This is a genomic window from Mycobacterium sp. SMC-16 (assembly GCF_046250085.1).
GTDB lineage: Bacteria > Actinomycetota > Actinomycetes > Mycobacteriales > Mycobacteriaceae > Mycobacterium > Mycobacterium phocaicum.
This window is the reverse complement of the sequence record NZ_CP176427.1, coordinates 3,795,931-3,819,004: the sequence shown is the minus strand read 5'-3', so window position 1 is coordinate 3,819,004 and position 23,074 is coordinate 3,795,931. Positions and strand designations below refer to the sequence as shown.

Annotated in this window: 19 protein-coding genes; 8 read left to right on the top strand and 11 right to left on the bottom strand. The window is 68.4% G+C overall.

What is annotated here, in order from left to right; genetic code table 11:
• Nucleotides 1–2: 2 nt before the first annotated feature.
• On the top strand, nucleotides 3–1,013 hold the full coding sequence (locus ACJEIK_RS18390) for a methionine synthase (protein ID WP_133427172.1): 1,011 nt from the start codon (nucleotides 3–5) through the stop codon (nucleotides 1,011–1,013).
• A gap of 113 nt (nucleotides 1,014–1,126) precedes the next feature.
• On the top strand, nucleotides 1,127–1,795 hold the full coding sequence (locus tag ACJEIK_RS18385) for a hypothetical protein (protein WP_135356571.1): 669 nt from the start codon (nucleotides 1,127–1,129) through the stop codon (nucleotides 1,793–1,795).
• Here ACJEIK_RS18385 and ACJEIK_RS18380 read toward each other — a convergent pair.
• From ACJEIK_RS18380 to ACJEIK_RS18360, 5 genes are all read right to left on the bottom strand, one after another.
• Nucleotides 1,792–3,408 carry a 4-coumarate--CoA ligase family protein gene (locus tag ACJEIK_RS18380; protein ID WP_135356570.1) on the bottom strand — a complete coding sequence of 539 codons (1,617 nt, stop codon included), beginning with the start codon at nucleotides 3,406–3,408 and terminating at the stop codon, nucleotides 1,792–1,794. The genes ACJEIK_RS18385 and ACJEIK_RS18380 overlap by 4 nt on opposite strands.
• Before the next feature lie 80 nt (nucleotides 3,409–3,488).
• A complete protein-coding gene (locus ACJEIK_RS18375; protein ID WP_061005693.1) occupies nucleotides 3,489–3,680 on the bottom strand; it encodes a ferredoxin in 192 nt (63 codons plus the stop codon).
• Nucleotides 3,677–4,888 (bottom strand): cytochrome P450, encoded by a 1,212-nt coding sequence (locus ACJEIK_RS18370; protein WP_061005696.1) that lies wholly within the window; start codon nucleotides 4,886–4,888, stop codon nucleotides 3,677–3,679. The genes ACJEIK_RS18375 and ACJEIK_RS18370 overlap by 4 nt, the downstream gene beginning before the upstream one ends.
• Entirely contained in the window at nucleotides 4,885–7,341 is a 2,457-nt protein-coding gene (locus tag ACJEIK_RS18365; protein WP_135356569.1) for an Ig-like domain-containing protein, read from the bottom strand. The genes ACJEIK_RS18370 and ACJEIK_RS18365 overlap by 4 nt, the downstream gene beginning before the upstream one ends.
• Before the next feature lie 160 nt (nucleotides 7,342–7,501).
• Nucleotides 7,502–8,398 carry a helix-turn-helix domain-containing protein gene (locus ACJEIK_RS18360; RefSeq protein WP_061005700.1) on the bottom strand — a complete coding sequence of 299 codons (897 nt, stop codon included), beginning with the start codon at nucleotides 8,396–8,398 and terminating at the stop codon, nucleotides 7,502–7,504.
• Between the two features lie 283 nt (nucleotides 8,399–8,681).
• Here ACJEIK_RS18360 and ACJEIK_RS18355 point away from each other — a divergent pair, with 283 nt between their 5' ends.
• Nucleotides 8,682–10,082, top strand: a complete 1,401-nt coding sequence (locus tag ACJEIK_RS18355; protein WP_133427175.1) for an HNH endonuclease signature motif containing protein — start codon at nucleotides 8,682–8,684, stop codon at nucleotides 10,080–10,082.
• A gap of 116 nt (nucleotides 10,083–10,198) precedes the next feature.
• Here ACJEIK_RS18355 and ACJEIK_RS18350 read toward each other — a convergent pair whose 3' ends face one another.
• The gene (locus ACJEIK_RS18350) at nucleotides 10,199–10,612 is read right to left on the bottom strand and encodes a F420-dependent biliverdin reductase (protein WP_061002402.1); all 414 of its coding nucleotides are present in this window, start codon (nucleotides 10,610–10,612) and stop codon (nucleotides 10,199–10,201) included.
• A gap of 35 nt (nucleotides 10,613–10,647) precedes the next feature.
• Between ACJEIK_RS18350 and ACJEIK_RS18345 the strand changes: the two genes are divergently transcribed.
• From ACJEIK_RS18345 to ACJEIK_RS18330, 4 genes are read left to right on the top strand one after another with little or no spacing between them, the layout of a single operon-like run.
• Nucleotides 10,648–11,406, top strand: coding sequence for an SDR family NAD(P)-dependent oxidoreductase (locus tag ACJEIK_RS18345; protein WP_133427176.1), 759 nt, complete (start codon nucleotides 10,648–10,650; stop codon nucleotides 11,404–11,406).
• Nucleotides 11,403–12,581, top strand: coding sequence for a precorrin-6y C5,15-methyltransferase (decarboxylating) subunit CbiE (cbiE, locus tag ACJEIK_RS18340; protein ID WP_133427177.1), 1,179 nt, complete (start codon nucleotides 11,403–11,405; stop codon nucleotides 12,579–12,581). The genes ACJEIK_RS18345 and cbiE overlap by 4 nt, the downstream gene beginning before the upstream one ends.
• Entirely contained in the window at nucleotides 12,578–13,333 is a 756-nt protein-coding gene (gene cobM / locus ACJEIK_RS18335) for a precorrin-4 C(11)-methyltransferase (protein WP_064859094.1), read from the top strand. The genes cbiE and cobM overlap by 4 nt, the downstream gene beginning before the upstream one ends.
• Complete coding sequence (locus ACJEIK_RS18330) at nucleotides 13,333–14,055, top strand: cobalt-precorrin-6A reductase (RefSeq protein ID WP_409430103.1); 723 nt, start codon at nucleotides 13,333–13,335, stop codon at nucleotides 14,053–14,055. The genes cobM and ACJEIK_RS18330 overlap by 1 nt, the downstream gene beginning before the upstream one ends.
• Here ACJEIK_RS18330 and ACJEIK_RS18325 read toward each other — a convergent pair.
• From ACJEIK_RS18325 to cobG, 5 genes are all read right to left on the bottom strand, one after another.
• The gene (locus ACJEIK_RS18325) at nucleotides 14,042–15,106 is read right to left on the bottom strand and encodes a phosphotransferase family protein (RefSeq protein ID WP_064859096.1); all 1,065 of its coding nucleotides are present in this window, start codon (nucleotides 15,104–15,106) and stop codon (nucleotides 14,042–14,044) included. The genes ACJEIK_RS18330 and ACJEIK_RS18325 overlap by 14 nt on opposite strands.
• A gap of 80 nt (nucleotides 15,107–15,186) precedes the next feature.
• Nucleotides 15,187–17,067, bottom strand: coding sequence for a hypothetical protein (locus ACJEIK_RS18320; RefSeq protein ID WP_409430102.1), 1,881 nt, complete (start codon nucleotides 17,065–17,067; stop codon nucleotides 15,187–15,189).
• A 28-nt stretch (nucleotides 17,068–17,095) separates the two neighbouring features.
• Nucleotides 17,096–18,562, bottom strand: a complete 1,467-nt coding sequence (locus tag ACJEIK_RS18315) for a precorrin-2 C(20)-methyltransferase (RefSeq protein ID WP_409430101.1) — start codon at nucleotides 18,560–18,562, stop codon at nucleotides 17,096–17,098.
• Nucleotides 18,559–19,185: a precorrin-8X methylmutase gene (locus ACJEIK_RS18310; RefSeq protein WP_409430100.1), complete on the bottom strand. Its 627-nt coding sequence runs from the start codon at nucleotides 19,183–19,185 to the stop codon at nucleotides 18,559–18,561. Before ACJEIK_RS18310 ends, ACJEIK_RS18315 begins: the two co-directional genes overlap by 4 nt.
• Nucleotides 19,186–19,194: 9 nt before the next feature.
• Nucleotides 19,195–20,316, bottom strand: a complete 1,122-nt coding sequence (gene cobG, locus ACJEIK_RS18305) for a precorrin-3B synthase (protein ID WP_409430099.1) — start codon at nucleotides 20,314–20,316, stop codon at nucleotides 19,195–19,197.
• Between the two features lie 392 nt (nucleotides 20,317–20,708).
• Here cobG and ACJEIK_RS18300 point away from each other — a divergent pair, with 392 nt between their 5' ends.
• The gene (locus ACJEIK_RS18300; protein WP_135356566.1) at nucleotides 20,709–23,072 is read left to right on the top strand and encodes a GGDEF domain-containing protein; all 2,364 of its coding nucleotides are present in this window, start codon (nucleotides 20,709–20,711) and stop codon (nucleotides 23,070–23,072) included.
• Nucleotides 23,073–23,074: the final 2 nt, after the last annotated feature.

Below are 23,074 nucleotides of genomic sequence, written 5' to 3'. Positions count from 1 at the left end.
GGGTGACTGTTTTCGCCCAGGCAACCGGTATCGGCTCGTGGCCAGGGACGGTCGCCCGGGAAGCGGCGGCAGTCGTCGTCGGTGAGCTGCCCGCCCTGCCGCATCTCGTGGAGCTGCCGGCGCGTGGCATCGGCGCCGACATCATCGGACGGGCGGGCGCACTGCTCGTCGACATCGGCCTCGACACCGTCCCCCGCGGGTACCGCATCGCCTCCGGCCGCAGTGCCGTCGTGCGCCGTGCCACCGGCCTGCTCGACGAGGACGTCGACGCGCTCGAAGAGGCATGGGAGAAAGCCGGGCTGCGCGGGACCGGACGGACCATCAAGGTGCAGGCGCCCGGTCCACTGACGCTGGCCGCCGAACTCGAACTGCCCGGCGGTCACCGGGCCATCACCGATCCGGGCGCGCTGCGGGACCTGGCCGGCTCCCTCGCCGAGGGCGTCGCGCACCATCGCGCCGAGGTCGCGCGGCGCTGCGACGCCGACGTCGTCGTGCAGTTCGACGAACCGTCGCTGCCCGCCGCGCTGGCCGGGCGGCTTGCCGGGGTAACCCGGATGTCGCCGGTGGCCCCGGTCGACGCGCTGCTCGCCGCCAGCCTGCTCGACGAGTGCATCGCGACCGTCGGGGGACCGGCGAGCATTCACGTGTGCGCTGCGGACGTGCCGTGGAAAACCCTGGCGCGCACCGCTTTCAGTGCCATCTCCGTCGACGTGACCAAGCTGACCGCGGCCGACCTCGACGGCATCGGCGAGTGGATCGAGGCGGGCCGGACCATCATGCTCGGCGTGCTGCCGGGCGTCGCTCCGGAGCGTTCCGTGCCGGTCGAGACGGTGGCCGCGGCCGCCGCGAGTATCACCGACCGGCTCGGGTTTCCCCGGACGGTGCTGCGCGAGCGCGTCGGCCTGACGCCCTCGTGCGGGCTCGCGGGCGCGACGCAGACTTGGGCGCGCACCGCGTTGACGTTGCTGCGCAAGGCCGCGGACGGCATCGCACAGGACCCGGACGCGGCCTGAGCCCTGACCCACGACGACCGCGGAAATCGTCAACCCGGGCACGATGGCATGCCATGATGAGGGACCGGAGTGCGCAGGGGGTTGCCACTCAGCGGAACCGATCGGGGGCAGACATGCGCCGTGACGATGTGCTGCTGACGGTTGCCGGTCTTTCGGTATCGGTATTTCTGATGATCGCCGGGCCCTCGATGGCGATCGCCGCCGCCGATCCCGGTGGGTCCAATGGCAACGGCGGCAACAGCAGCTCCGGCAAGACGGGTTCCGGCAAGAGCAGCTCCCCACGCGGCAACGCCGGCAACGGCAACTCCGGCAACGGTGGCTCGCGCGGCAATTCGGGTGCCAATTCGTCGGTCTCGGGCCAGACCAACACCGGGAAATCGTCGAAGGCGAACGGCAAGAGCAACAACACCGCGCCCGGGGCCAGCGGTTCCGACAACCCCGCTACGGTGCCCATGTTCAAGCCGCCGAATCCGCCGGTGCCCGTCATCGTGGCCGAACAGCACACCGGTACGTCGCCAGGTGGGACCTGGTGGGGGGCACCAGGCGCGCCGCAGCCCATCATCGAAGTACACGAACTGTCGGTGCCGAGCGAGGAAGGTGACGCCGACCTGCTGTCCGCCGACCACACCGGTATCCCGGTGTGGGCCGCCGCCGAGCCGGTCGGGTTGCGGGGCGACCTGTTCGGGCTGGCCGGCTTGGTGTTGATGCCGCTCATCGGGCTCGCGGTCGGCTATCGCCAGGCCAAGGCCGCGCGCGACATCGGCCAGACGTTGCCGAGCTAGACCTCGCGGATGTCGCGCAGTTCGCGGCGCAGAATCTTGCCGGCTGCGGACTTCGGGATCGCATCGATGAACGCGACCTGCCGGACCTTCTTGTACGGCGCCACCTGGCCGGCGACGAAATCCATGATCTCGTCGCCCGTCAGCGCCGACTCCGGTTGCAGCACCACGAACGCCTTCGGCACTTCCTCGCCCGATTCCGGATCACGGACCCCGACCACCGCCGTATCGGCGATACCGGGATGCGTCAGCAGCACGGCCTCGAGTTCGGCCGGCGGCACCTGGTAGCCCTTGTACTTGATGAGTTCCTTGAGCCGGTCGACGATGTAGATGCAGCCGCTGGCGTCGACCCGGGCCAGGTCACCGGTATGCAGGAAGCCGTCGGCGTCGATGGTTTCGCTCGTGGCGGCGTCGTTGTTGAGGTAGCCGGCCATGACGTTGGGGCCCCGGAAGCACAGTTCGCCGACCTCGCTGAGGCCGTGTTCGGGCCGGCCGATCTCGGCGCCCGTGTCGGGGTCGACGATCTTGCTGACGGCGTTCGGCACCGTCCAGCCACACGAGCTCAACGGTGCGACGGCGCCGACGAGTTCGCGGCCGCCGTCGAACGGCATGCAGTGGCTCACCGGGCTCAGCTCGCTCATGCCGTAGCCCTGCACGATGGGGCAGCCGAGCCGGTCGGAGACCGCCATCCCGAGGTCGTCATCGAGCGGCGCGGCGCCCGACATCAGGCCCTTCAGGGAATCGAGCCGGTAGGAGTCGACCATCGGGTGCTTCGCCAGGGCCACCGCGACGGGCGGCGCGATGAACGCGAACGTGCACTTGTGGTCCTGGATGGTCTTGAGGAAGAGCGCCAGATCGAAGCTGGGCATGATGACCAGCCGGGCCCGGGCGTGCAGGACGGAGTTGAGCAGCACCGTCATGCCGTAGATGTGGAAGAACGGCAGCACCGCGAGCACGCGATCCTCGGGGACCAGGCCCTGGATGGGCCGGATCTGCGCGACGTTCGCCGCGAGGTTCGTGTGGGTGAGCATGACGCCCTTGGGATTTCCCGTCGTGCCCGAGCTGTAGGGCAGGGCCGCCAGGTGAGTGGCCGGGTCGAAGGTGACCGCGGGCGCGGGCGGCGCGGCGTCGAGCAGTTCAGCGGCGTTGGGATGACCGTCGGCCGCTGTGCCGGGACCGTCGAGCACGACGACACGGTCGGCGGCCAGGCCGACCTCGGCGGCGGCCTGCAGCGCCTGCGGCGCCAGCGCCGTGACGGTGATCAGCATGGCGGCACCGGAGTCGGTCAGTTGCTTGGCGATGTCCTTGGCCGTGAACAGCGCGTTGATCGTGGTGGCTGTCGCGCCGGACCGCAGGATGCCGTGGAAGGCGATGGCGAACGCGGCACTGTTGGGCGCCAGTAGGCCGACCACGTCGCCGACGCCGAGACCGCGGGCGGCCAGCGCGCCGGCGAAGGCCTCGATCCGGCTGGTCAGCTCGCGGTAGGTGTACTCGGCACCCGTCGCGACCTCGGTGATCGCGATGCGATCGGCGTCCGACGCAAGATCGCCGAAGATGTACTCGTAGACGGCCGTCGTCGGGATCTGGACCTCGGGGAAAGGGCTCGCGATAGTCATGGCGTCTTAGATCGAACCATGCCGGGGTGACGTGCGTCATGCCGGTTGGTTGCCGTCTTGAGCTGCGTCGCCAGACCGCGTTACACGTCGTCGGCGAAGCGCAACGCCCCGGTCGGACACGCCGCCACGGCCCGTCGCAGCACCAGCGGGTCGAGGGATGCGGTGTCGCCGATGTCGACCGTGCCGCTGTCGCCGACCCGGAACGCCGCGCTGATTCCCTCGCACATGCCCATGCCGATGCAGATCTCGCGATCGACCTCCACCCGGCTCATGGCTGCGCCGTGAACGGCAGGTGCGTGGGGCGGCGCACATAGCTGCCTTCGGCGTATTCGACGGCGTCGGCGTCGACGTCGAAATCGGGGCACCGGGTCAGCAGTTCCTCGAGCGCGACGCGGGCCTGCATGCGGGCCGCCGCGGCGCCGAGACAGTGGTGGTTGCCGTGGCTGAACGTGAGGATCTGAGCGGGGCGGCGCAGCACGTTCAACTCCTCGGCGTCGGGTCCCCATTGTCGGTGGTCGCGGTTGCCCGAGCCGTACAGCAGGAAGGTCTTGCGACCGGCCGGGATGGTGGTGCCCTCGAACTCGACGTCGCGGGTCGTCATGCGGGCCAGGCCCTGCACCGGCGAGGTGAGCCGCAGCAGTTCCTCGACGGCGTCCGGGATCAGCGCCGGGTCGTCGATCAGGAGCTGCCGCTGGTCGTGGCGGGCGGTGAGCAATTGCACTGCGCCACCGAGCATTCCGGTCGTGGTGTCGTTGCCGCCGGTGATCATCGTGAAGGCGAAGCCCAGGATGGACAGGATGCCGGACATATCGCCGTCGGCGCCGAAGCCGGCCGCCACCAGGTGTGAGACGGTGTCGTCCTCGGGATGTTTCTGGCGGTAGGCGATCAATTCGTTGAAGTAGGTGAACAATTCGGCGATGGCGGGGGCGGCCGCGGGCTGGTGCCCGGTGGAGTTGGCGGCGACGATGGCATCGGTCCACGCGTCGAAGCGATCCCAATCCTGCTCCGGGACACCGAGATAGTGCGCCACCACCATGCTGGGCAGTGGTTTGAGGAACTCGGTGATGATGTCGCCGGTGCCTTGGGTGCGTAGCTTCTCGATACGGTCGACGACGAATTCGCGCACCTTGGGTTCGACCGCGGTGACCTGCCGCGGCGTGAATCCCTTGGCCACCAAACGCCGGAAGGTGGTGTGGACCGGCGGGTCCTGCATCACCATCGGCGGATTGTCCTTGATGCCAACGGCTTCCATGTCGTCGTAGTTGAAGGTGAGACCCTCGGCCGACGAGAACGTGACGTGGTCCTTGGCTGCCGCCGAGATGTCGGCATAACGCGACAGCACCCAGTAGTCGTTGTCCGGGGCGTGCGCGGGGATGACGTGGTGAACCGGATCATGTTCGCGCAGTGCGGCATACATGGCCCAGGGGCTGCGCCAGGTGGCTGCGGAACCGGGGGTGAAGGTGACGGCGGTGGCGGTCATACGGACTGTGCTCCTGTGGTGATCTGGGGGTAGGGGCCGAAACGGTCGTTGTAGCCGTCCAAGCGCGCGGCGAGTTGGGCCGCTCGTTCGGCGTCGGTGACGTATTTGGTGCCGTCCGGCAGCACGGTGCCGAGCTGATCGAGGGTGACGACCTGCTGCGAGACGATCATCGGCACCGCGGACGACGTGGCGTCGAGGTCCTGGAACCGGATGTAGAGCGTGCCCTGGTTGAGGCCGCCCGTGGAGACCCAGTTGGCCACGCCGGGATCGTCGGGGGAGATGACGAGGGTGTAGGTGCCGTCCGGATTGGCAATGGACTGCGCGTTGTTCAGGCTTGTCTGCGCGGTGCCGTCGCCCGGGGACAGTTCCCAGTCGTTGGTCACGGGTACCACGAAATATCCGGCGTTGCCGGGATTGATGGTGATGACCAGGGCCTGATTGTCGGCCAGCTGGAAGTAGCCGAGGCTCTGCTTCTGGGACACCAGGGTGCCGGGGAAGTTGAACGGCTGCGTCAGCGAGTTGGGCGGCTTGAGCTGGCCGGTCTGCAGGCTGAGGGTGACGATGTCCAGCGCCGTATTGTGTTCGCTGGTACCGAAATTCGCGAGGATGTCGGTGGTGTGGGCCACCATCTCTTCGAAGCTCTCGGCGCGAGAACCGGCCGGTCCGCTCGTGCGGGTGACGGTGAGGCTCGGCGCCGACTCGGTGTTCCAGTCCGCCATCGTGTACCGGACGAAGATCTGCTGGGCGTCCGGCGGCAGGTAGATGTGGTTGGTCTGCCCCGGCTGAGTGGGGTTGCCGTCCACGGTAATGGTGAACGTGCCGTCTGCGTTGACCACGAGGTTCTGCGCCAACAGATTTCCGATCGGCTTGGCATCGCTGATGTCGGCGTAGACACCGAAGTTTCCGTCGACGGGGATGCCGCCCAGATACTTGCCGCTGATGACGTACGTCGAATCGCTGCGCACCGGGATGGTGCGGTAGATGGTGTCGGGGTTGTCGTAGATGAACCGGCTGCCGGGGGTGTCGATGCCGTACCAGCTGTGCCCGCGCATATCGACGGCCATCACCAGCGGGTTGTCCGGGTCGTTGTTGACGACCGTCATCGCGGCGTTGAGCGCCTGTTCCCGCGCGGCCTGGTCCAGCAGCGCCAGATTCTCGGCATCGACGCCGCCGACAAGGCCGAATCGCTGCTGCGCGTGCGCCAGCCAGGCCTGCTTGAGTGCCTCTATGGCCGCCTGCACCTGCGGGGTGTTGACGATTTCCTGGGCCTTCTGTTCCAGCGCGATCTGGTCGGCTGTGCCGAGCGGACTGGTCGGCTTCACGGTGACGGTGACGGTCTCGGTGGTGGTGGCACCGGCGTTCGGCTGGAACAGTTTCAGCAGGTTGATGTGGAACGGATTGCCGGGCCGGTCGTCGACGGTGACCGTGAACGAGTCGGTGCCGCCGGTGAATGCCAGTGCGTCGCTTGGGGTGTAGGTGAAGGTGCCGTCCGGGCGGACTGTCACGGCGCCCTTGGTCGGGCCCCTGTCGACGGTGTAGGTGAGCTTGTCGCCGTTGGCGTCGGTGGCCTTCAGATCGCCTTTGATGACGCCGCCGAATGTCTGGCTCGTCTCGGTCTGCTTGTAATTGATGATGGGCGCGGCGTTGAAGAAGGTGTTGCCGATCTCGCGACGAATCCAGCTGAACAGGGTCCACAGCACCGGTGCCTGCGGCGGGGCGGCGGGGCTGGTGCCGGCCTGCGGGACCAGGCCGATGGCGCCGAGCAGGCTGGACACCACGTGAGTGACGAAGTTGCCGCCAGTGGCAACAGTGGAGACGGGTTGCGTTGTGGCGGTGAGGGTGTTGATCCTGGTCGCGGCGGCGGACAGGGCCGACGACACGGTGGTCGCGGCGGAGGCCACTGAAGGTGCTTGGGGTGCAGCCGGTTTCGGTGCCGTCACGGCCGCGGTCGAGATGGGTGCCGAGCTCGTCTTCGGGCTGGTCTTGGTCGTCTCGGCGGCCGACGGGGTGACCGACGCGCCGGGTTTCGTTGTCCGGCTGCGACGCTGGTTCTGCCAGGACTTCTTGGGTGTCGGGTTCGTGGCTGCGGCCGGGTCGCCGGGATTTGTCGCGGCCGGTTGTTGGCCGGCGGCGTCGGTGCCGCCGGGCTTCGGGGCGTCGTGGTCAACGGGCTTGTCCGGCGTCGTGGCCGGCGGATTCTTCTGCCGCTTGGGGCTTTTCGTCTTCTTCGCGGGCTTCTCGGGCTTCGGTTTGGTGGCTGACGATGGGTTGTCGGCCGACGACACCGACGTACCGGTGCCTGCGCCGGTGTCGGCCAGGCAGATGGCAGGATTGTTCGCGACGGCGATGCCGATGCCGAGGGCAACGGCCAGTGCGCCTACGCGGCCGATGAACCGGGCGTGGCCTGGTCCGGCCGGGCTTCCCATGCGATGCAGCGTCGTTGCTGTGTCCATCTACGCTCCCAATGTGACGAATAATTGTCAGATGAATGCCAAATAGTTGGCGACGCGCAGATGGTAAGCACTTCGGCGATGGCGGCGCAAGCACTGATTCCCGGTGAGTGGGTCGCCGAAGTGCCCGCCGGAAAGCCGGCGGGTTGCGCAGTGGCGATGACTAGTGCTGGCTGAGCTTTGCTGCGGCCGAGCGCAATTCGTGGATGTACCGTGCACGGTCGGCGGCGCTGACCGACGGATCCAGGGGCCCGAGCTGAATCTCGTAGGCGGGGTAGCCGGCCGAGTTGTCCACGGCGGTACTCAGGTAGCTCACGGGCAGCGGCTCGGGCGATTCGAGTTGTGCCGTGCGGTAAGGCTTTCCGCCGAGGCTGACCAGTGTCTCGAAAACCCGCTGCCGGAGCGCGCTGCGCCGGGGGTGTTCCGAGAGCAGCTCGGCGACGTCGCCCAGCACGCCGAGTACCTCAGGGTTGGAGTCGCCGAAATCGAATATTGCGACGCCGTCGTTGCCGAGCTGATCGAGCAGGTTGCTGAGGTCGGGGCGCAACTCGTGCGGTGCGCCGGCCAGCCACTGTTGCCGGCTGGCAGTGTCGCGGCGGGCGATCACCGACGCGCCAGCGGGTGGCGTCAGCGGCAGGCGGACGCCGACACCGACGCCGCCCGGGATGTGGCCGACGCCGCGCACCACGCTGACGAACGTCATCTCGGTGGTGCCGACCATGGCCAGCGACACCCCGCACTTGGTGGCATGCGCGAGGTCGTGCAGGACCTCGGCGTGGTTGTCCGGCAGGGGCAGGGCGTTGCGCACGGCCTCGGCGACCCCGAGCATGCCCGGTCCGAGGGTGTAACTCCGATCGGCAAGGCGCACAACCCAACCCGCGCGCTCCAGGGCCAGCAGGATCGAGGTGACGGTCGCGCGATTGAGTTCCAGGCGCGACGCGATGGCGGCCACCGAACTCGGTTCGGACTGTTGCGCCAGGAGTTCGATGATGCTGACGACGCGGTCGGTGGGTGGTGAGCCCGCCCGGGCGCTGTCGTCCAGCGGAGTGCCGCGTGACATCGATGCTCCTGCCGATCTGGGGACGACAGCATCTTATGACGAATAGTTGTCGCAGTTGGTGGACCGTGGCCCACCTGGTGGTCGGTGTGGTGAATGGCTGCAGTCTCGAGGTCGTGACTGCGAACATTTCGCCGACCGGGTGCTGGCCGCCGATCAGGTTGGTCTTGTCCGGCGCGGTGGCGCGCGAAAAAACTTTGGTCACTTTGATTTCGCTGGTCACAGTAGGTAACTAGCGTCACACTCCAGGCCATTTCTTGTCGGGAGGTCGAACTATTGTTCGAATATGACCATCGACCGCGCCGCTGTCCTCGCCGCCTACGCGGCGCTCGAGGACGCGGTCGCGGCGGTCGACAACCTCGACTACACCGGCCTGGATGTGCGGACATTGTTGGAGGTGCAGTCGCGACGGGAAACGTTGAGGTGCGCCGCCGAGGCCGTCGATCACCAGATCCTGGCCGCCGCCCAAACCCAAGCCACCGCCAAGGACATCGGCGCGAAGGATTGGCCGGAGGTGCTGCATGTGCGGTTGCGGATCAGCCGGGAAGAAGCCCGCCGCCGGGTCCGCGACACGGATAATTTGGGCCCGCGCTCAGCGATCACGGGCGAGCCGCTGGGTCCGGTGTGGGAACTGGTCGCCGCCGCCCTCGCGGAGGGCGCGATCAACAGTGAGCACGTCGCGGTGATCACCTGGTTCTTCGGCAAGCTGCCGCTGTGGGCGGCCGACCCGATCACCCTGTTGCAGTGCGAGACCGATCTGGTGGCCGATGCGAGGGTCAAAACCCCCGAAGACCTGCGGCGCGCGGCGGCGGACTTGTTGTACCGGCTGGATCAGGACGGCCCCGAACCTCACGACGACGAACCCGACCCGAAACGCTCATTCGTGATGAGTAAGCAGCGGCCCGACGGCCGTACCGACGTCACCGCCCAACTCGACCCCGAAGGCCGGGCCTACTGGGAAGTGCTGTTCGACAAGTACGCCGCCCCCGGCATGTGCAACCCCGCCGACCCACACCCCTGCCACTCCGGGACGCCCACCCAAGAGCAGATCGACGCGGATACCCGCACCCTGGCGCAGCGCCAATATGACGCGTTCACATTCGTAGGCCGGATGATGCTCGCCACCGGCACCTCCGGGGTGCACAACGGGTTCCCCGTCGCGGTGGTCGCCACCGGCACCGTCACCGACCTGGAAAAGCGCGCCGGAACCGCGCTCACCCACACCGGCACCAAACTCCCCATCAAAGACCTGATCCGGATGGCCGCCCAAGGCTCGGACAACTACCTCGCCATCTTCGATGACCACACCGGCCAACCCCTGTACCTGGGTCGGGCGGCCCGCACCGCCAGCACCGCCCAGCGGTTGGCGTTGTTCGGCCGCGACCACGGCTGCACCAGACCGAACTGCACCGCCCCTGCCTCGCGCTCCCAAGCCCATCACGTCACCAACTGGCGCGATGACGGACTGACCAACATCGACACCATGACCCTGGCGTGCGGGCGCGACAACCGCCTCGTCGACACCGGCGGCTGGAGCACCACCATGGGCCCCGACGGCCACACCCACTGGACCCCACCACCACTGCTGGACGTCGGCCAACCCAGGACGAACCAGTCTCACCACCCGACGCTCTACCCGGCCGAGAGTGGCGACGAGGGCGGCGAAAGTGACAGTCCCGCAACGTGATACGGAGTCAGTGACGCTCGACGACACCCACGTCGCGACGGCGGCACCTGCGTTGCGCTGGGCGCCGAACCGTCACCACGGTCGGCAGGTCGCCGGAGCTGAGGCTGAAAAGCGGACTAAGCCTCGCCGCGGTCCAGCAGCTCGCTGGAGCCGAGGACGCGCTCGACCCGGACCTCGATCACCACGCGCCGGGGATTCACCCGCGGAGTGCGGTAGCGCTGCGCGTAGCGCAGTTCCGCGTCGCGGACGTCGTCGGCGTCGTTGCTGACGGTCGACTTGCCTTCCAGGGACAGCCACCGGGCACCGTCGACCTGGCTCAGCACGGCGACGCCCCGCTGGGCCGCGTTGAGAGCCTTCTGGGAACCGCCGGTGGTGATGACGCGCGCGATGTGGGTCTTCGGGTCGAAGGTGAAACCGACAGCCACGACGTGCGGGGAATTGTCCGACCGCAGGGTGGTCAGCATGGCCAGATGACGCTCGGTGAGGAATGCCAGCGCGTCACTGGTGAGCCGTGTCGTTGCCTTCGCCATCGTGATCAAAACTAGCGCAGGTGATAATCGCAGCCGTGAACGACACGGCGGATACCAGCAGCGAGGTGGTCGTCATCTTCGGCGGCCGCAGCGAGATCGGCCTGGAACTGGCCGTCCGGCTGGCGCCGGGCAACACGGTGGTGCTCGCCGCGCGCCGGGCCGACCAGCTGACCGACGAGGTGCAGGCGGTGCGCGCGGCAGGCGCCACCAACGTGCAGACCTGCGAGTTCGACGCCGACGACCTGGCCTCGCACGCCGCGCTGGTCGACACGATCGAAGCCGAACACGGCCCCATCGGCACCGCGGTCCTGGCGTTCGGTGTCCTCGGTGACCAGGCGCGGGCCGAGGATGACGCCGCGCACGCGGTGGCCGTCGTACACACCGACTACGTGGCCCAGGTGAACCTGCTGACACTGCTCACGCAGCGCATGCGCGCCGCGGGCAGGGGACGACTGGTGGTGTTCTCGTCGATCGCCGGGGCGCGGGTCCGTCGCGCCAACTACGTCTACGGGTCGGCCAAGGCGGGTCTGGACGGCTTTGCCTGCGGGCTGGCCGACGCGCTGCACGGCTCCGGGATTCAGCTGCTGATCGTGCGACCCGGTTTCGTGATCGGGCGGATGACCGCGGGCATGGACCCGGCGCCGATGTCGAGTACGCCGGCGCAGGTCGCAGAGGCGGCCGCAACAGCACTGCGGAAGGGCAAGTCCGCCGTCTGGGTGCCGTGGGGTATCCGCCCGCTGATCTTTGCGACCCGTTTTGTGCCGAAGGCGATCTGGCAGAAGATGCCGAGATGAGCGGGAGGATCACGGTCGTCGGTATCGGCGCCGACGGCATGGCCGGGCTGGGCCAGGCTGCCCGTGACGAACTACTCGGCGCCGCGGTGATTTTCGGCGGTCCGCGGCAGCTGGACCTGCTGGACGCCGCGGTGACGGCAGAGCGTCGAGCCTGGCCGTCGCCGATGCTGGCGGCATTGCCGTCGGTGTTCGACGGGCTGGGGGATGTCCACGCGGTGGCATCCGGTGACCCGATGCTGCACGGCATCGGCGCTACCCTGATCCGGCTGTTCGGTCGGGATCGCGTCAGGGTGCTGCCGCATGTGTCCTCCGTGACCCTGGCGTGCGCGCGGCTGGGCTGGAGTGTCCAGGACACCGAGGTGATCAGCCTCGTCAATGCCGCACCCCACACCGCGATGCGGCTGGGCGGGCAGGCTGTCGTGCTGTCGAAGGGCGCCGACACCCCGCGGGCACTGGCCAGACTGCTCACCGAAGCCGGCCGCGGTCAATCGGATTTCATCGTCCTGGAACAGCTCGGTGGTCCGGACGAACGCGTCACCGCCATGACCGCCCAGGAGTGGGACACCCAGGATCCGCACGTCGACGCGCTCAATGTCGTTGCGGTGCGGTACGTCCCCGATCTCCGGGTCGGGGCGGTGTTGGCAGACCATGCCTTCGACCACGACGGGCAGATCACCAAACAGCACATCCGCGCGGTGACCATGGCCACGCTGGAGCCGCGCCCGGATCAAATCCTCTGGGACGTCGGCTCGGGCTCGGGCAGTGTGGCCATCGAATGGTGCCGGGCCTCGGGCGGCCGGGCGGTCGCCTTCGAGAGCGACGACGTGCGCCGTCAGCGGATCACCACCAACGTCACCACGTTCGGCGTGCGCGTCGATGTCCGTGGCGCGGCGCCGGAGAGTTTCGCCGATGTGGCCGGCCCGAACACCATCTTCATCGGTGGCGGCCTGACTCAGCCCGGGTTGTTCGACGCCTGCTACGACGCCCTCGAATCCGGTGGCAGGCTGGTCGCCAATGCGGTGACGGCAGAGTCGGAAGCCTTTGTGGTGCAGCTCTATTCGAAGCTGGGTGGCGATCTGCGTCGGTTCCAGCACTATCACGGCGAACCGATCGGTGGCTTCACCGGTTGGCGCCCGGCATTGCCGATAACCCAGTGGACGGTGGTCAAAGAATGACGGTGTACTTCATCGGCGCAGGACCCGGCGCCGCGGATCTCATCACCGTGCGCGGGCAGCGGCTGCTGCGTTCGTGTCAGGTCTGCCTGTACGCCGGCTCGATCATGCCCGACGATCTGCTGGCGGAATGCCCGCCGGATGCGCGGGTCGTGGATACCGGTCCGCTCAACCTGGAGCAGATCATCGGTGAGTTGGTCGCCGCGCACGAGGCGGGACTCGACGTGGCGCGACTGCACTCCGGGGATCCCTCGATCTACAGCGCGGTGGCGGAGCAGTGCCGCCGGCTGGACGAGCTCGGCATCGACCACGAAATCGTCCCCGGGGTACCGGCTTTCGCCGCTGCGGCCGCGGCACTCGGGCGTGAGCTGACGGTGCCCGGCGTGGCCCAGACCGTCACCTTGTCCCGCGTGGCGACGCTGTCGACCGCGATGCCCGACGGTGAGGATTTGGTGGCTTTGTCCAAGCCCGGTGCCACCCTGGTACTGCACCTGGCGGCCGCTCAGATCGACAACATCGTCCCGCAGCTGCTCGAAGGTGGGTACCGTCCAGAGACTCCCTGTGCGGTGGTGGCTTTCGTGAGCTGGCCGACCGAGCAGGTCATCACGTGCACCCTGGCCGAGCTGGCCGAGCGGACCAAAGCGGCGGGTATCACCAAAACCGCGGTCATCTTCATCGGAGACGCACTGGGCGCTCAGGGGTTTGCCGAGAGCTACCTGTATTCCAGTGGCCGCCGCCGCGGGGCCACCCACTGATGAAACTGCTGCTCCTGGGCGGAACGTCCGAGGCGCGGGCATTGGCCAAGCGACTGCACCCCGGCGTCGACCTGATCAGTTCCCTGGCCGGCCGTGTCCCCGACCCGGCGCTACCGGTCGGCCCGGTGCGGATCGGCGGCTTCGGCGGCGTCGAGGGCCTGCGAAACTACCTGCAGGACAACGAGATCACCGCCGTTGTCGACGCCACGCACCCGTTCGCCGCCACCATCACCGCCAATGCGGCTCAGGCCTGCGCCGATCTGCGGCTGCCGCACCTGGTCCTGGCACGGCCGGCGTGGCCGCACGGTGACGCCATCGTCGTCGCCGATGACCGGCAGGCCGCGCAGACCGTCAAAGACCATGGCTACCAACGGGTCTTCCTCACCACGGGGCGTTCGGGCACGACGGCCTTCCGTGCGTCGGACGCCTGGTTCCTGATCCGTGCCGTCACGCCGCCGGACGCCGATACGCTGCCGCCGCAGCACCACATCCTGTTGTCCCGAGGTCCGTACGACTACGGCAACGAGCTGGCGCTGCTGCGCGACCACCGCATCGACGCCCTGGTCACGAAGAACAGCGGCGGCGCCATGACGCGGGCAAAGTTGGATGCCGCTGCCGCGCTGAATGTCCCGGTGATCATGGTGGACAGGCCGAGGCTGCCCGGCGGCGTGGCGACAGCCGCCACTGTCGACGAAGCCGAAGCGTGGGTCAGGCAGCGCTGACCAGGTCCATGGCCCCCAGTTCGCGGATGGCCTGGCAGCTGCGCGCGGTCATCACGAGCATCATGTCGTCGCCACGTTCGGTCGAGTTCGCGAACGCGGTGCCCAAGACGATCAACAGTGGTGCCTGCAGCATGCCGAGCCGGTAGTCGCGCCAGCAGGTGTCGCGGTCGTAATCGGTGATACCGTAACGCATCAGCTCGGCATGGTAGGCATCGACCAGCTGCCTTTCCGCCGCCGCGCGGAGTTCGGGTGTCAGGCTGGTCGCGGTGAAGTACGCCAGATCGCGCGCCGGTAAACCGTTACCGATGGTCTGCCAATCGACGATCGTGACCTCCGTGCGATCGGGTTTGAACAGCATGTTGTCCAGTCGGTAGTCGCCGTGCAGCAGCGCATAGCGGTCGGGCTCCGTCATCAGCCAGGGTGCGACCATCGACATCGATGCGCGCAACGTTTCCCGGTCGGTCGCCGGCATGCGGGCACCGAGCTTCTCCAGCGTGATCTCCGTGGCCATCTTCGCCACTTCGCCGAGCCCGTTGGCGAAGTCTTGATCGGCCTTTGGCATCGAGATGCCAGGGAAATCTGCCCATTTGGGTTCGCACCAGCTGGGGCCGTGCAGTCCGGCCAGCGCCCGAACAGCAAGCAGCGCTTCGTCGACGTTGCATCCGGCCAACTGGTCACCCTGTTCGGCCGGTGCCAGGTCACCGAGTACCAGCGCGAAGTCGGCACCGTCATTGTCGATCTCGCAGTAGTGGCAGACCGGCACCGGGACGGCGACGTGCTTCGCCATCTCGGTGTAAAAGGCGTGTTCCGAGCGATAGCCGATCGCGACCCGGTCTCGCACCGATTCATCCTGTGACGGCAACTTGATCGCGAAAGTATCAGGGAGGGAGCGGTTTTCGTGGTAGCCAACCGTCACCCGGTAGGTAGCGCCGGTCTGGCCGGTGCCGATCGGGCTGATGTCGACACCGCCGACCGGAGTACCGAGTGCGTGGCTGAGCCACTCTGCAGTCACGTCCTCGGGGCTGCGCGGGAGGGGAACCACGGCCGTCATCGCGCGTTACGCTATATCCCGGTGTTGTAACGCGTCAATGTCTGTCGGCTCGGGCATCAGAAGCGCGGTCACGGATGCGTTCATGATCGCCGCTGCCCGCCGATGAGCCGCTGGAGTTCGTCCCAGGCCGCCTGCCGGTGCGCTTCCGCGTCGTCGCGGAGCTGACGGACCTTCTCGCCCTGCTCGGTGCTGCGGTCCCGCAGCGCCTCGAGGTCCACGATGAGCCGGCGGCGCAGCTCGCCTTCGGGGCCGTCGGTGCCGAGGACGTTGAGCTGCTCCGAGATTCGGCTCTGCGCCTCGTAATCACCCGAGCGCGCGGCCTCGACCTGCTCGGCGCCAGATTCCAGCCGCTCGGCGGCCGCCCACTTGTCCAGGACATCGCCGAGCGCGGTGATGGTGGCCTCGTCGAGGGACCGGTCGGCGAGCCACTCCTCGAGCTGACCCGGCGCGAGGTGCTCGTAGTCGATCTCGCTCGACAGCGGCCAGCTTTCCAGCACCGTGGCTTCGACCGTCCCGTGGCCTGCCGCGGTGACGGTGATCCGGTGGTTGGTCCCGTCGTCGGCGATCGTGGTGACGTTGTCGCGCGTCTCGACGCGGCGACCCTGCACCCGGGGGATTTCGAAGATCACATCGACCGGTTCGGCATGGTCGTTCTCGACGCGCAAGGTGTGCAGCCTCTCGCGGCGCTGCTCGTGCACCAGCGCGGCACGAGCGAGGCGCACGCGGGCGGTGACGTCGCTGACGGTCGAGGTGTGCCGGCAGCGCACCGCAAGGTCTTTCGCGAACGGCAGGCGCACCTTCGCGTCGCGGGCGGTGAAGGGCACCATCGCTTCACCGGCATAGGCGTCCTGCTCGTAGATGACGGCGGGACCTTCCTCGAGCACGATGCCCGCGGTATTGGTGAAGACGAGGACGATGACGGGGGAGCGGTCATGGCCGTTCCAGACCAACTCGCGCCGGACATTGTCGATGGCCTGTACCGCCAGCGGAATCATCGACGCGCCGCCGCGTTTGAGCGACACCGGGGTGCTCAGCCGGTACTCGAAATACTCACCGCGGTCCGCGGTTTCGACATCATCGACGGCATCGGCGTACGCGTCGAAGTAACCCGCTCCGGCAGGCGCGGGCATCGCCATCGACACCGCGGCCGGAGATCGCGTCTTCCCTGCGGCGACCACGGGAGCCACGCCGCGGCGGCTTTCCTCGACGACCTCCCGATGCGCGTGCTTGCTCTCGTACAGGTCGATATCGAAGGAGACCGGTTCACCGGTGGTCAGGGTCAGCGCGATGTCGGTGAGGTCTTCGTCGACCGGGTTGTGCACGATGCCCATCGCCGTCAGGATCAGCGTGTCACCGTCGCGGACCAGGCGGTACGACAGTCGCCACAGCGGGGCCGGCACCACATACGACACCTGCACAGTGCCGCTGCCCCGAACCTGTACGCCCACCTGGCAATGCTGGCCCGCGGTCAGCGCGCGGGACCGGTCCAGCAGGTACTCGAGGTTCTCGCGTGACGGTCCCTCCGCCAGCGTCACGGCGCCGACGTCGGCCAGTTCGATCAGGCTGACCGATCCGGCGTCGGTGCGCAGGACCAGCACCTGTCGATACTTCGCGGATTCGTCGACACCGATCACCTCGCCCCGATGCCGGGTGCCGCCGCAGTCGACTTCGACGGTGCGGCCCCGCAATCCGTCGAACAGTCCGCGCAGCGCGTTGCCCGACTCGATCTGCACCCCGCGGCCACCCAGTTGGGTGTGCGGATCGGTCGGGGTGTCGAACGAGACTGCCCCGACGGCCAGCTCGCCGCCCGTGCCGGTCACCGACAGCGACTTCAGCACGTCCTTCATCTGGGTGTGGCGGAACGTCAGGGCGAAATCACCGTCGACCGGGCCACTGCGTTCGACCAGCGCCATGCCGTGCTTGTACATGACCAGGCGCGTGACTCGAGGGCTTTCGCTCATGTCCGGAAACCCTAGTGGCCCAACCGAATCAGTGGGGGTAATACCGCGGGGTGAACACCCGGTCGCCTTCGGGGGTGGAGTGCCACACCGTCTGCGACGATCCGATGATCAGCAGGCAGCGCATGTCGATCTCGGTCGGCTTGAGGTCGGCCAGGCGCACCACCCGTACGGATTCGTTCGGTCCGGCGACGTCGCGACCGATGATGACGGGGGTGTTCGGGTCCCGGTATTCCAGCAGCAGATCCTGCATGGCCGCGACCTGCCAGGTGCGCGTCTTCGACGCCGGGTTGTAGATCGCGAGCACCAGATCGGCGCGGGCGGCGGCAGTGACGCGGGTGGCGATGATGTCCCACGGCTTGAGCCGGTCGGACAGCGAGATCACCGCGTAGTCGTGACCGAGGGGTGCGCCGACGCGGCTGGCCACGGCCTGTGCGGCGGTCATCGCCGGGATCACCCGGACGTCGACGCCCGGCCACTGCCGGGCCTCTTCGAGCACCGCGGTCGCCATCGCGAACACGCCGGGGTCACCGGAGGACACCACGGCGACGGTCCGGCCCTCCTGGGCCAGCTTGCAGGCCAGCTCGGCACGGGCACGTTCGTCGGTGTTGTCGCTCGGGTGCCGCTGCTGGCCGGGACGCTCGGGCACCCGGTCCAGGTACGGCCCGTAGCCGATCAGGTCGGTGGCGGCGGCCAGTTCCCGACGGGTCTGGGTCGTCGTCCACTCCGGGTCGCCCGGCCCCAGCCCGACCACGACCACGCTGCCGGCCGTGGCCTGGTCCTGCCGGCCGCCCGGCAGGATCGCGATGGAGAAGTACGGCACCGTCGTCTCGTCGACGTCGGCAGCCGGCAGCACCCGCTGCGCCTCGGTGCTCGCGCGCTCGACGTAGAACGCCTCGTCCAGCCGTCCGGCCGACGAAAGTGCCTGCCGCACCGCCGGGTACGAGCGCCCCAGCTTCATCACGACGGCGGCGTCGGTGTCGGCCAGGCGGCGCTGCAGCTCGCCGGCCGGCAGCGTGCCGGGCAGGATGGTGAGCACCTGTTCGCCCTGCACCAACGGCGTCGAGATCGCCGCCGACGCGGCGCTGACCGACGTCACTCCCGGCACGATGACGGCGTGGAACCGTTCGGTGAGCCGCGTGTGCATGTGCATGTACGAGCTGTAGAACAGCGGGTCGCCCTCGGCCAGCAGCGCGACGTTGCGGCCCGCGGCCAGGTGGGTGGCGATGCGTTCGGCGGCCTCGGTGTAGAAGTCCTCGATCGCGCCGTCGTACCCGCCGGGGTGCGACGTGGTCTCGGTCGTCACGGGGTAGACGAGGTGCTCCTCGATCTGGCCGGGGCGCAGATACGGCTCGGCGATGCGGCGCGCGATGCTGTGGCCGTGGCGCGCACTGTGGTACGCCACCACGTCGGCCTCGCCGATCACGCGCGCGGCCTTGACCGTCACCAATTCCGGGTCACCCGGGCCCAGACCGACGCCGTAGAGAGTCCCTGTCATTCGCGTTCACTCGCAATCGCGTTCACCGCGGCGGCAGCCATGGCACTACCGCCACGCCGCCCCGTCACCACCAGATAGTCCATGCCGCGCGGCCGCGCGATCAATTCGTCCTTCGACTGCGCCGAGCCGACGAAGCCCACCGGGCCGCCCAACACCGCGGCGGGCACCGGCGCGCCCGCGTCCAGCAGCTCCAGCAGCCGAAACAGCGCCGTCGGCGCGTTGCCGATGGCCAGCACGGCACCGCCGAGCCGGTCGGCCCACAGATCGACGGCCGCCGCGGACCGGGTGCTGCCGAGCTTCTCGGCCATGGCGGGCGCACCCGGGTCGGCAACCAGCGACACGACTTCGTTGTCCGCGGGCAGGCGTGAGCGCGTGATGCCCGCCGCCACCATCGACGAGTCGCACAAGATGGGAGCCCCGGCGGCCAGCGCGGCGTGCGTGCGGGTCACCACGTCGTCGGTGTACGCGACGTGCTCGGTGACATCGACCTGGCCGCAGGTGTGGATCAGCCGGACGACGACACGTGACACGTCGTCGGGAAATCGCGCCAGATCCGCTTCGTCGCGGATGGTCGCGAACGACTGCCGGTAGATCTCCGCAGCGTCGCGGACGTAGTCGAGCACGCGATAACCCTACGGGTGGCGCGGTTCGTACCCTGAGTTGGTCGCCACCAGCACCTCGCCGACGGCCGGACTGCCGCAGGCGCGCTCACAGCCGACGAAATGCCGGCGGCCGCCGGGCTCACCCGACTCCGCGGCTGCGGCGGCGTCACTACGCACGTCGGTCAGTGACTTGGCGCACCCCGGGCTGCCGGTGCAGGAGCTGATGGACAGCCAGGGGGAGTGCTCGTCGAAGATCAGGCCCATGGGTGCCAGCACCCGCAGGGAGGTGTCGGCGATGCCCTCTTCGAGGTCACAGATCAGTAACGAGCGCCATGGTGTGACCACCACCGGAGCGGTGATCGCCGCCACAAACTCGGCGGTACGGGCCTGCAGCACACCCAGCGGGACAGCGGCGCCCAATGTGATCCGGCCGTCGTCCTGGGGTATCCAGCCGACCGGCGGAACGTCGACCGGTGACCAGGTCGCGCCGGCAGGTTCGGTGGGATTCAGCCCGGCGCCGGCCAGGAGCTCGTCAGTGTCGTCCAGTTCGCTTGTCCGCCAGCGGTTTCCGCGAATGGCCTGGAAGGCGCCGGCCAGGTTCAGCAGCGTGTCCGCGGCCTGCACGGCGGGTATCCGAACCCCGGTATCGCGGCCTGCCACCAGCACGGCGGCGGTGTCGGCAGAGGTCAGATGGGTGCTGGCATCGGGGGCCAACCCTGAGATGTCCCCGCGGCCATCGTCGATCCCGAACCAGAACCTACCGGGCAGTTCGGCCAGGTCAGGGCGGTTTTGCAGGCCGGTGTCGAGGTCGCGCACGGCGGCCCGGATGTCGCCCAGTCCGCCGCTGCGGCCCGACAGCGGGGACGCCACGATGTTGCGGACGCGCTCGTGGGTTGCCGAGGGCAGCAGGCTCGCGGCTTCGACCGCCGCGGCCAGGCCGGCGGCGTCGTGAATCCCACGCACCTGGATGTTGCCGCGCGAGGTCAGTTCCATTGCCGGCGAACCGAATTCGGGGGCCGCGTGGGCCAGCGCCTCGAGCTGCGCAGCGGTGATCACGCCGCCGGCCAGGCGGATGCGGGCCAGGCCCCCGTCGGCCGCCTGGTGCACCTGCAGGGCGCCGGGGCAGGCGTCGTCGTCACGGCTGCGAATCACCTTGTCCACGTTACGTTGTGCCGCAGATAGTGAAACAGGTCACTGCCGTTTCCGGCCTGTTCCGTGCCTTACAAGACCCTTGTTTTCGACCTCCCGGCCCGTACCGTGGAATCCGAACTTCCGCTTGCTACACCGCATTCGGATGACATAAGGAGGGACGCAATGTCCGATTTCGCTCTGTACGTTGGTGGCGTCTTCGCTCTCATCGTCGCCGCGGGCCTGCCCTACCAGGGCAAGACGTGGTACCAGCGCTGGGAGACCAACCAGCGCTGATCTCAGCGCGGTAGATAAGACCGCCGGCGGGCGGGTTGCACAGCAACCCGCCCGCTGTTGCTTTTTCCGGCCCCGGTTGGGCGCGATCTGCGCAGGTCGCGACGTAGGCTGCTGTTCAGATGGCCGTCGCGACAGGGGAGGCGCAGTCCGTGTGGTCGGCGATGGTCAACGGGATTCGCTTCAGCGAGCCCCTCGAGTCCGAATTCCGATCGAGCTTCAACCAGTCGGGCCGCAAGTCCCGCCACGAGATGTGGGCCGTCCTGCTGATCGTGATCACCGCGGGCATCGCTTTTCACCACACCCTGCTGCGGGTGCCGCCCGAGGTCATGCCGCTGGGGCGTTCCCTGGTCCTGGCGGTCGCCGTGCCCATGGTGCTGCGCTGGCTCAGCGGAGACCGCAGCCCAGTGCAGCGCTGGTCGTCGCTGCTCTACATCGCGTCGGTGTACATCGACGTCGCGTGCCTGATGGTGCTGCGCATCGCGTGCATCCGGCATGGTCTGGACGTCGTGCCGCTGGTCATGCCCGCCGGGATCCTGATGAGTCTCATCGTCGTACAGATCCGCTTCGTGCTCCTGGCCCCGGCGATTCTGGCCGGTCTCGCCGGCATCGTGGCGACCGAGCTGACTGCGTTCGAGCCCACGAGCAACGAAATGTTCGACATCACCGCGTCGATCGCGATGGTGACAGTCGCGCTCAGCGCCGCCTACGAGCTCGAGCGGTCGACCCGGACCGGGTGGCTGCGCGCCCGCACGCTGGACCGCCTGACCCGCACCGACGCGCTGACCGGAGTGCCGAACAGGCGCTACTTCGACGAACAGCTCACGAGGCTGGCGCAGGCTGCGCAGCGCACGCACCAGAGCCTGGCGGTGCTGGTGCTCGACGTCGACGACTTCAAGGCCTTCAATGACCACAACGGTCACCTGGCCGGTGATGACTGCCTGCGCCGGGTCGGTGCCTATCTGGGTCGATCCCTGACCGGCGTGAATGAGCTCTGCGCTCGCCTCGGCGGTGAGGAGTTCGTCGCGGTGTGGTGTGCGACCGACCCGACCACGATGACAACTCGCGCCGAGGAGATCCGGTCCGGAATCGCCGCACTCGCCATCGACCGCGGCGAAGACGGTCGCGTCGTCACCGCTTCGGCCGGCCTGGCACACGATCCCGCGCCCGACCCGGCCGCGACCAGTGCCGTCGAGTTGCTCCGTCGCGCGGATTCGGCGCTCTACCGGGCCAAGCGCGACGGCCGCGACCGACTCGTCGTGGCAGATCCGCAGCTGCCCGCCATGGCGAGCCGCGACAGGAACGCCCACCCAGCGACGGCCGCGCCGGCCGGTGCGCCGCAGCCCGCTCCGGCGCGCGAGCAGGAAGCAGAGTTCGCGAAGGTGTACGACCGGCAGGGCCGCATCGCGCGGGCCGCGATCATGCTGGGTCTGGACGCCGTCTGCCTCGCGATGCTGTCGTCGTACAAGACCGTGCTGAAGATGCCGCCCGAATCGCAGGCGCTCGGCGTGTACACCCTGGTCTACGGGATCATGCCGATGGCGACGCTGGCCGCGCTGACCGCGCTGGTGCCCCGGCTCTACCGGTTCTCCGCTCCCACGTACGTCGCGGCCGTCGGCGTCATCACCAGCGCGCAGATGTACGAGCGGGTGATCCAGCTGCCGCAGGGCTACGACGTCGTCCCGTACCTCATGCCCACCGCGGTGCTGCTGAGCCTGTGCGTGGTGAAGATCCGGTTCCGGCTGCTGGCGCCATCGGTATTGGCCATTCTGCTGTGGGTGTCGGCGCTGGAGTTGTGGGTGTTCCCGTGGACCAGCAACAGGTTGCTCACCGTGGGCACGTCGATCTTCATGGTGATCGTGACCTTGCGGTTCTCCTACCGGCTCGAGCGATCGGTGCGGCTGGCGTGGCTCGACGAGCGCAAACTGGACGAACTCACCCGAACCGACCCACTGACGGGGTTGGCCAACCGGCGGTCGTTCGACGAGGCGCTCGACGCGCTCGACGAGTCGGTGGGGACCCGGTATGCGGCGCTGATGGTTCTCGACGTCGACGACTTCAAGGGCTTCAACGATCGGTACGGCCACCCGGCGGGCGACGACGCGCTACGCGCGATCGGCACCTGGCTACGGCTGGCGACGGTGGACGAGGACGTCGTCGTGGCGCGGGTCGGCGGTGAGGAATTCGCGGCGCTGTGGCGCGGTCCCGACAACAGCGACGGCACCGGGAAGCGGCGAGCTGAAGAACTCCGCAGCGGCATCGCCGGGCTGGGCCCCCTCGCGGATACGCCCACCACGCTGACCGCCTCGGCGGGATTCGCCGAGATGTCCCGGTCGGACTGCACCCCGGCCGGCGGTTTTGCCCGTGAACTTCTGGCCCGCGCCGACCGGGCCGTCTACGAGGCCAAAAACCGGGGCCGAAACCAGCTGGTCGAGGCGCCGTCAGGCACCGCAGAGCAGCCCGCATCGCCGGTGCGGTACGAATAGTC

What these genes read in the sequence shown, in the direction of transcription:
- ACJEIK_RS18385 (WP_135356571.1), top strand. Translation starts at nt 1,127, where the DNA reads ATGCGCCGTGACGATGTGCTGCTGACGGTTGCCGGTCTTTCGGTATCG.
- ACJEIK_RS18380 (WP_135356570.1), bottom strand. Translation starts at nt 3,408, where the DNA reads ATGACTATCGCGAGCCCTTTCCCCGAGGTCCAGATCCCGACGACGGCC.
- ACJEIK_RS18375 (WP_061005693.1), bottom strand. Translation starts at nt 3,680, where the DNA reads ATGAGCCGGGTGGAGGTCGATCGCGAGATCTGCATCGGCATGGGCATG.
- ACJEIK_RS18370 (WP_061005696.1), bottom strand. Translation starts at nt 4,888, where the DNA reads ATGACCGCCACCGCCGTCACCTTCACCCCCGGTTCCGCAGCCACCTGG.
- ACJEIK_RS18365 (WP_135356569.1), bottom strand. Translation starts at nt 7,341, where the DNA reads ATGGACACAGCAACGACGCTGCATCGCATGGGAAGCCCGGCCGGACCA.
- ACJEIK_RS18360 (WP_061005700.1), bottom strand. Translation starts at nt 8,398, where the DNA reads ATGTCACGCGGCACTCCGCTGGACGACAGCGCCCGGGCGGGCTCACCA.
- ACJEIK_RS18355 (WP_133427175.1), top strand. Translation starts at nt 8,682, where the DNA reads ATGACCATCGACCGCGCCGCTGTCCTCGCCGCCTACGCGGCGCTCGAG.
- ACJEIK_RS18350 (WP_061002402.1), bottom strand. Translation starts at nt 10,612, where the DNA reads ATGGCGAAGGCAACGACACGGCTCACCAGTGACGCGCTGGCATTCCTC.
- cbiE (WP_133427177.1), top strand. Translation starts at nt 11,403, where the DNA reads ATGAGCGGGAGGATCACGGTCGTCGGTATCGGCGCCGACGGCATGGCC.
- cobM (WP_064859094.1), top strand. Translation starts at nt 12,578, where the DNA reads ATGACGGTGTACTTCATCGGCGCAGGACCCGGCGCCGCGGATCTCATC.
- ACJEIK_RS18330 (WP_409430103.1), top strand. Translation starts at nt 13,333, where the DNA reads ATGAAACTGCTGCTCCTGGGCGGAACGTCCGAGGCGCGGGCATTGGCC.
- ACJEIK_RS18325 (WP_064859096.1), bottom strand. Translation starts at nt 15,106, where the DNA reads ATGACGGCCGTGGTTCCCCTCCCGCGCAGCCCCGAGGACGTGACTGCA.
- ACJEIK_RS18320 (WP_409430102.1), bottom strand. Translation starts at nt 17,067, where the DNA reads ATGAGCGAAAGCCCTCGAGTCACGCGCCTGGTCATGTACAAGCACGGC.
- ACJEIK_RS18315 (WP_409430101.1), bottom strand. Translation starts at nt 18,562, where the DNA reads ATGACAGGGACTCTCTACGGCGTCGGTCTGGGCCCGGGTGACCCGGAA.
- ACJEIK_RS18300 (WP_135356566.1), top strand. Translation starts at nt 20,709, where the DNA reads ATGGCCGTCGCGACAGGGGAGGCGCAGTCCGTGTGGTCGGCGATGGTC.